The organism is Riemerella anatipestifer (genome assembly GCF_009932355.1).
GTDB classification, from domain to species: Bacteria; Bacteroidota; Bacteroidia; order Flavobacteriales; family Weeksellaceae; genus Riemerella; species Riemerella anatipestifer_E.
In genome coordinates, this window is sequence record NZ_LEKU01000004.1 from 25,193 (window position 1) to 31,524 (window position 6,332).

Consider the following 6,332-nt stretch of genomic DNA (forward strand, 5'->3'; position numbering starts at 1 on the left):
TATAATTAATAAAAATGAAAGAGTTTCCAATTGTGTTTGCTTGTGATGATAAGTATATTAAATATACAAGCGTAACGATAGCTTCTATTATTTCAAACATTAAATATAAAAATATCAAATATAAATTTTATATTCTTACACAGGGAATAAGTCGAAGGAATCAAGAGATAATGAATGATTTCATTTCAAGATATAGAAATTGTACTCTTGATTTTATAATAATGGATAATATTGAGAAACTTAATTTCCCTATAAAAGACTATTATTCTGTTGAGATTTATTTTAGATTTTTCATTCCAAATTTATTGAAAAAATATGATAGAGTTTTATACTTAGACAGTGATATAGTGGTAGAAACTGATATTTCTGAATTACTTTATATAGATTTTGAAAATAATTCTGCCATAGCGGTACAAGATACTAAACATGCTCAATTTATAGAAAAAGGTGGGGAAGATTGGTATACAACAGAGTATTTTTATAATGTATTAAAGTTAGATGATCCGAAAAAATATTTTAATAGTGGTATGATTCTATTTAATATAGAAAAAATGAATAGAGAGGATCTTACATCAAAATTGTTTTCTACTCTATTTGATATAGGTAATCCTAAAATGCTTGATCAGGATATTCTCAATTCTGTTTTAACGAGGTGGGGAGGAGTAAAGCTTATCAGTAAGAAATATAACTTTATGACAAGTATAAGAATAAATCCGTTTAGATATTCATACAAGGAGGTTTTATTTTCTTGTATAAAGAAAATTTTCAACTTAAATAAGAAGGAGAAATTACCGTTCTTTATATATCATTTCGTAGAAGCGGCTAAACCTTGGAAATCACAAAGGCCAGATAGGATGTTATTTTATAAATATTTATATTCTATGCATGAAGTAAATCCTCCAAAGGAATTTGTGGAAGAAATAATTAAGGAAAATAATAGACACTTTCCTATTTGGTGGAGACTATTTATGAGATTTTTTTCATAGGAAATTATATATGATGTTATTCAATACTATAGCTTTAAAGCTGAAAAAAACTTTTCCTAATTTCTATCAAAAAGTTTTAAACATAAAACAGGGGAGGTATAACTATACCTTTTCGGAAGATAGATATCCAGGTAGCTTTTTATCAAATCGTTATCAAGGGGATTATAAAGAGCAAAAGGCTCCAGAAGTCATCTATTGCTTTTGGACGGGAGATAATGAAATGAGTGAGAATAGAAAAAGAGGACTGGAAACACTAGAAAAAAATGCAGGAGTTCCTGTAAAACTCATTACTCCAAATAACTTACAAGAATATATAAAAAAAGATGCCCCATTACATAAAGGCTATGAATTATTGAGTTTAGTACACCGTTCAGATTATTTAAGATGTTATTTTATGTATCATTACGGGGGAGGTTATGCTGATATTAAGCCTTTTGAACATTCTTGGAGGAATACTTTTAATAAACTTAATTCTAAAAGAAGTAAATATATTATTGGTTATCCAGAATTATTGCATGGAGGAATAGCTCCTATAGAAGACCGTTTTTTAGAAGAAGGAAATCAGGGTCAGGAAAAAAAGAAAAGCCAGTTGCAGTTGCATCAAGATTTAGTAAGGCACACACCGTTACTTATTGGTAATTGTGCGTACATCTGCAAGCCCTATTCTCCTATTACAACCGAGTGGTATACGGAGTTGCATAAAAGAATGGATAAATGCTATGCTGCCTTAGAATCTTCTGTAAGCAAGAACGAAGAGTTAGTAGGATATGAAAATGAAAACTATCCTATACCGTATTTTCATCTGCTTGGGCAAATTTTTCATCCACTTATTCTGAAATATCATAAACATGTCTTGAGGGATAAAAAGCTTTTACCTAACCTAAAAAATTATAGATAATACAATGAATATTGTTTATTTTTTTCCAAATTTGAAGGATGCTGCAGGTACCGAAAGAATGCTAAATGTTAAAGCAAATTATCTGGCGGATGTGCTGGGGTACAACGTAACGATAATTACTTATAGGCAGTATGATGATCCTATTTTCTTTAAGTTTAGTGAGAGAATAAAAATGATTCATTTTGATACTCTAGATCCTACGCGAGACCTGAAAAACTTTCCCAGTGCGGAGAGAAAAAAGTTGTATAAAAACTTTATGGCAACTTACCGAAAAAAAGTGGAGGATTATCTGTACCATAATCCTACTGATATTGCAATTTCGATGTATTTTGGTGCGGAACACAAGTTTTTACCCTTGATAAAAGACGGGAGTAAAAAAGTAATGGAATACCATTTTCATTTTGATATTACGCCGTTTAGCAAAATTTTAAAATCCGGTTGGTCTTTGCAAAATTTAAAGGCTAAGATTTTAACCAAATTGTTCCAAAGAACTCTTAACAAGTTTGATAAAATTGTAGTACTTACGGAAGAAGACGAAAAAGCGTGGAGTCACTATTTTGATAATGTAACTAATATACCCAATCCTATCACAATAGAACCTATTACTACAGATTATAAGACTAAAAAGGTTCTTGCGGTGGGAAGATTCACCTATCAAAAAGGCTTTAATTATCTTATTGACGCTTGGGCTATTGCTGGTAAAAAGTTTCCGGATTGGCAATTAGACCTCTATGGGCACGGTGATTTGGAAGAAGAGCTTCGCTCTCAGATCAAAAAACTTGGTTTGGAGCAGAGTATCAATATATTTCCGCCAAGTAAAAGCATTAATGAGGTCTATGCGCAATATTCTGTTTTCGCCCTAAGTTCTCGTTTTGAAGGGTTTCCACTCGTTCTTATAGAGTCTATAGCATCAGGGCTTGTTCCCGTAGCCTTTGCTTGTAAAAATGGACCTAAACAAATGTTGGGAGACAACAAATTGAAAGATTTTTTAGTAGAACCCAATGATGTGGAAACTTTTGCAGAAAAATTAAGCAAATTAATGGAGAGCGAGGTTTTAAGAAAGGAAATGTCAGAAGAGGCATTGAGAGTATCAAAACGCTACGAAATGTCTAATATTATGAAAAAATGGGAAGGATTGTTTAATAGTTTGATAGAAAAAAAATGAATACTTCACAGCTAACTTTTACTAGGTTTATCGTAGCGGTACTACTTGTATTCTTTCACTATCATCATAATAAAATTTTTGTAACAAATTTTGATTTTATTGAGAAGTTAAAACCTCATTTGAATTTAGGAGTAAGTTATTTTTATGTACTATCAGGTTTTGTGATGATGTTGGCTTATGGAAATCGAAGTTATGTAAGTCCAAAGGAATATTATATCAATAGAATAGCAAGAGTTTATCCGTTACATATACTAAGTTTAGTTTTAGTGATTGTAGTTTCTCTGTTGGTTTCTTTGAAATATTTTGAATTTTATCATTTTCCAGATGTTTCCTTGATTTTAAAGCATGTTTTTCTAATTCAATCGTGGTTTCCTCAAAGTGCACTAACATTAAATGAACCTTCTTGGTCTATTTCGGTTGAATTATTTTTTTACTTATGTTTTCCCATATTACATAAATTTTTTTTTAGGAAAAAGAATATAAAGAAAATATCAATAATATTGGTTTTATTTTGGCTAATTAGCCAAGCTTTAATGATTATGTTTTATTTTTCTCCATTATATACTGAGATTTCTAAAGAGGGCTATGGTTTTTCAGCAGAACATCTGTTTTTATTCTGTAATCCATTATTTCATTTGAATCAATTTTGTATTGGATTGCTATTTGGTAAATATTTTATAAATAATTATAAAAAAGTTAAAAATAATTATGATGCTGCAATTATAGCAGTGTTTACAGTTACTTGTATTATGGTGTATTGTTTTAGAGATTTACTTGTACATAATGGTCTTATTGCTGTGAACTTTGCCGTTTTAATTTTCTTTATATCAGCAAATGAAGGTAAGATAACAAAATTGTTTAGGAGAAAAATATTTGTTTACTTAGGGGAGATAAGTTTTGCCATTTACTTATTGCAAAAGCCAGTCTTTGATATTATAGAAAAAGCATTTCGTATTCTACATATAGTAAACCCATATTTAATATTTTTTTCTTCATTGTTTGTATTGATAGTTTGTTCTCATTATACCTATCAATGGGTAGAGATACCTTGTAAGGAAAAGATAAAAGATATTTTAAAAAATAAAGAATGACCATACTTATAAAAAGTTTTTATCGCTCTTATTTGCTGGATCGCTGCCTGAGGAGTATTTATGAAAAAGTATCTGATGTGTATCAAATTGATATAGTGGTATTAGATGATGGTACTCCAGAGAAATACCTCAACCGAATCAAGGAGAAATATCCGAAGGTTTCTTTTAAATTTTCAAAATACAGAGATGAGAAAATAGTTAAAATAACTAAGCATTTAGAAGGGGTAGAAAACTACTATGATATAAGGATTCCAACAGATTTATGGTATACGGCGGTCACAGAATCTTCGAAGATTTTGATAATGACGGAGGATGATGTTTGGTTTATAGACGATTTTGATATGCATTTCTATGCGAAAGAAATGGAGAAGTACGGTATCCAGATTCTGAAATTAGGGCGTATTTTAAACAAGGATACCCAGTACATAGAAAATAGAGCACTCACAGAAAAAATATCTTTTCATAAACCTAAATATATTGTTAGGTCTGCTAAGTTTTATAAAATGTTACTTAAGAATAGTTTTAAATTAAAAACATTCTTGGAAAAACTGAACCTGTTACCAGAAGGTTGGCGAAAACAACTTTGGACAATGTACGATATTCCGATGGGAATGTATCGTAAAGATTATTTAAAATTTCTTTGGAAAGACCAGTATAAGAGAGTGGTTGAAGACTTACAACTGATAAATGCAGTAGATTGGGATTTAAACTTTTCTGCACAGGGTGAGTTGGGAATGCATAAATATACTTTGCTTAATAACCGGGCTATGGCTACTTCGTATCGCAGCTCCGCATCGTTCAACTCTTTTAATATTGAGGATCATTTTGATTTAGTAAGATTTAATTATATTTTGAACGAGCTTTGGTATGAAGGGAAATTTGACAGTTATGAGAACTTTCCAGAGGACTTTTCGGTAGATTATATTTACGGAATTTTACTAGAGAATGAAAATAAATCCTTCGCCGATAAATGGAAAAAGTGGACCGAGGGCTTTATTGAAATGCATAAAAGTTCGTAACCTTAAATTTATAATAATTGATTAGAAAAAATGAATGATATTACAACACCTTTATTTTCCATCATTACACCAGTGTATAATAGTGCCGACTACTTAAAAAAATGCATAAACAGTGTGTTAGCACAGACTCAAAAATCTTGGGAGTTATTGCTTATTGATGATGGTTCTACGGATGATTCTTTAAGTATTTGTGAATATTTTGGTAAAAACCATGAAAATATATTAGTTTATTCGCAAGAGAATAGAGGTGTTTCTGCGGCGAGAAACCTTGGTATAGAGAGATCGAGAGGAAAGTACTTGTGTTTTATAGATTCTGATGATTGGGTAGACGAAGACTATTTGGAGAATTTTGTTAGAAATATGGGAGAAGGCAACTTTATGGTGGTACAAGATCATAAAAGAATTTTAGAGAACGGAAAAGAAATTATAAGGAGTGTTAATGGATTTAATAATGAAATTTTTACACTTCCTAAAGATCTTAGTAAGCTAATTAAAGAGTACAGATACATTCAAGGATATGCGTGTGGTAAGCTATATATTAGGGAATTAATTTTTGATAACAATCTCCGTTTTAATAAAAAGGTAACTATGGGAGAAGACGAAATATTTTATCATAAATACTTGCAACTTATCTATAAAATAATCTTTATAGCTTCAGACTCTTATAATTATGTTGCTCGTTTAAATTCTCTTACATCTCGTCATGCAGGTTATACTTCAGAATTTATGTATACACTGGAGTGTAACAAATTTTATCATTATATATTAAAAAATGACAATAGTGAGGCAAATAAAAAATATTTTACAGATAAATTTAGTCGTAATTTTAACCATCTTCTAAGGACTATCATATATCATAGCAGGCAGTATTCAAGACAAGAAAGAGTACAGTTTTTAAAGGATATTTATATAGCTAATAGAGAAAGTTTGAGATATCTTAAGGGAGATACTGTTTTAAAGAAGATAGACTATTTTTTATTTAAAATGAAGACTCGTTGTGCATTTTAAATAATACTGATTTTTAGATGATTTAATTTTCTTTGGAAGATAAATTTATTGATATATTGAATAACCGTTGCGGCGGTTATTTTACTGATTATCCTTGTTTTAAAGCCTTCAAAAGTTTTAGCATAGTTTCTTTTAATCATAAATTGGTCGCAAAGTTGAGAGAAA

At 30.1% G+C, this 6,332-nt stretch carries 6 protein-coding genes and 1 pseudogene; 6 read left to right on the top strand and 1 reads right to left on the bottom strand.

Features of this window, described 5'->3' with window-relative positions:
- Positions 1–14 precede the first annotated feature (14 nt).
- From GXW81_RS01115 to GXW81_RS01140, 6 genes are read left to right on the top strand one after another with little or no spacing between them, the layout of a single operon-like run.
- Complete coding sequence (locus GXW81_RS01115; RefSeq protein ID WP_161530834.1) at positions 15–986, top strand: glycosyltransferase family 8 protein; 972 nt, start codon at positions 15–17, stop codon at positions 984–986.
- 10 nt (positions 987–996) lie between these two features.
- Positions 997–1,884 carry a capsular polysaccharide synthesis protein gene (locus GXW81_RS01120; protein ID WP_161530835.1) on the top strand — a complete coding sequence of 296 codons (888 nt, stop codon included), beginning with the start codon at positions 997–999 and terminating at the stop codon, positions 1,882–1,884.
- A 4-nt stretch (positions 1,885–1,888) separates the two neighbouring features.
- Positions 1,889–3,049 carry a glycosyltransferase family 4 protein gene (locus GXW81_RS01125; RefSeq protein ID WP_161530836.1) on the top strand — a complete coding sequence of 387 codons (1,161 nt, stop codon included), beginning with the start codon at positions 1,889–1,891 and terminating at the stop codon, positions 3,047–3,049.
- Positions 3,046–4,140, top strand: coding sequence for an acyltransferase (locus tag GXW81_RS01130; RefSeq protein WP_161530837.1), 1,095 nt, complete (start codon positions 3,046–3,048; stop codon positions 4,138–4,140). The genes GXW81_RS01125 and GXW81_RS01130 overlap by 4 nt, the downstream gene beginning before the upstream one ends.
- The gene (locus GXW81_RS01135) at positions 4,137–5,159 is read left to right on the top strand and encodes a hypothetical protein (RefSeq protein ID WP_161530838.1); all 1,023 of its coding nucleotides are present in this window, start codon (positions 4,137–4,139) and stop codon (positions 5,157–5,159) included. Before GXW81_RS01130 ends, GXW81_RS01135 begins: the two co-directional genes overlap by 4 nt.
- 30 nt (positions 5,160–5,189) lie before the next feature.
- Positions 5,190–6,167 (top strand): glycosyltransferase family 2 protein, encoded by a 978-nt coding sequence (locus tag GXW81_RS01140; RefSeq protein WP_161530839.1) that lies wholly within the window; start codon positions 5,190–5,192, stop codon positions 6,165–6,167.
- Here the strand turns inward: GXW81_RS01140 and GXW81_RS01145 are convergent.
- Positions 6,164–6,332: pseudogene (locus GXW81_RS01145) on the bottom strand (IS982 family transposase); the annotation flags it as partial. The gene GXW81_RS01140 and the pseudogene GXW81_RS01145 overlap by 4 nt on opposite strands.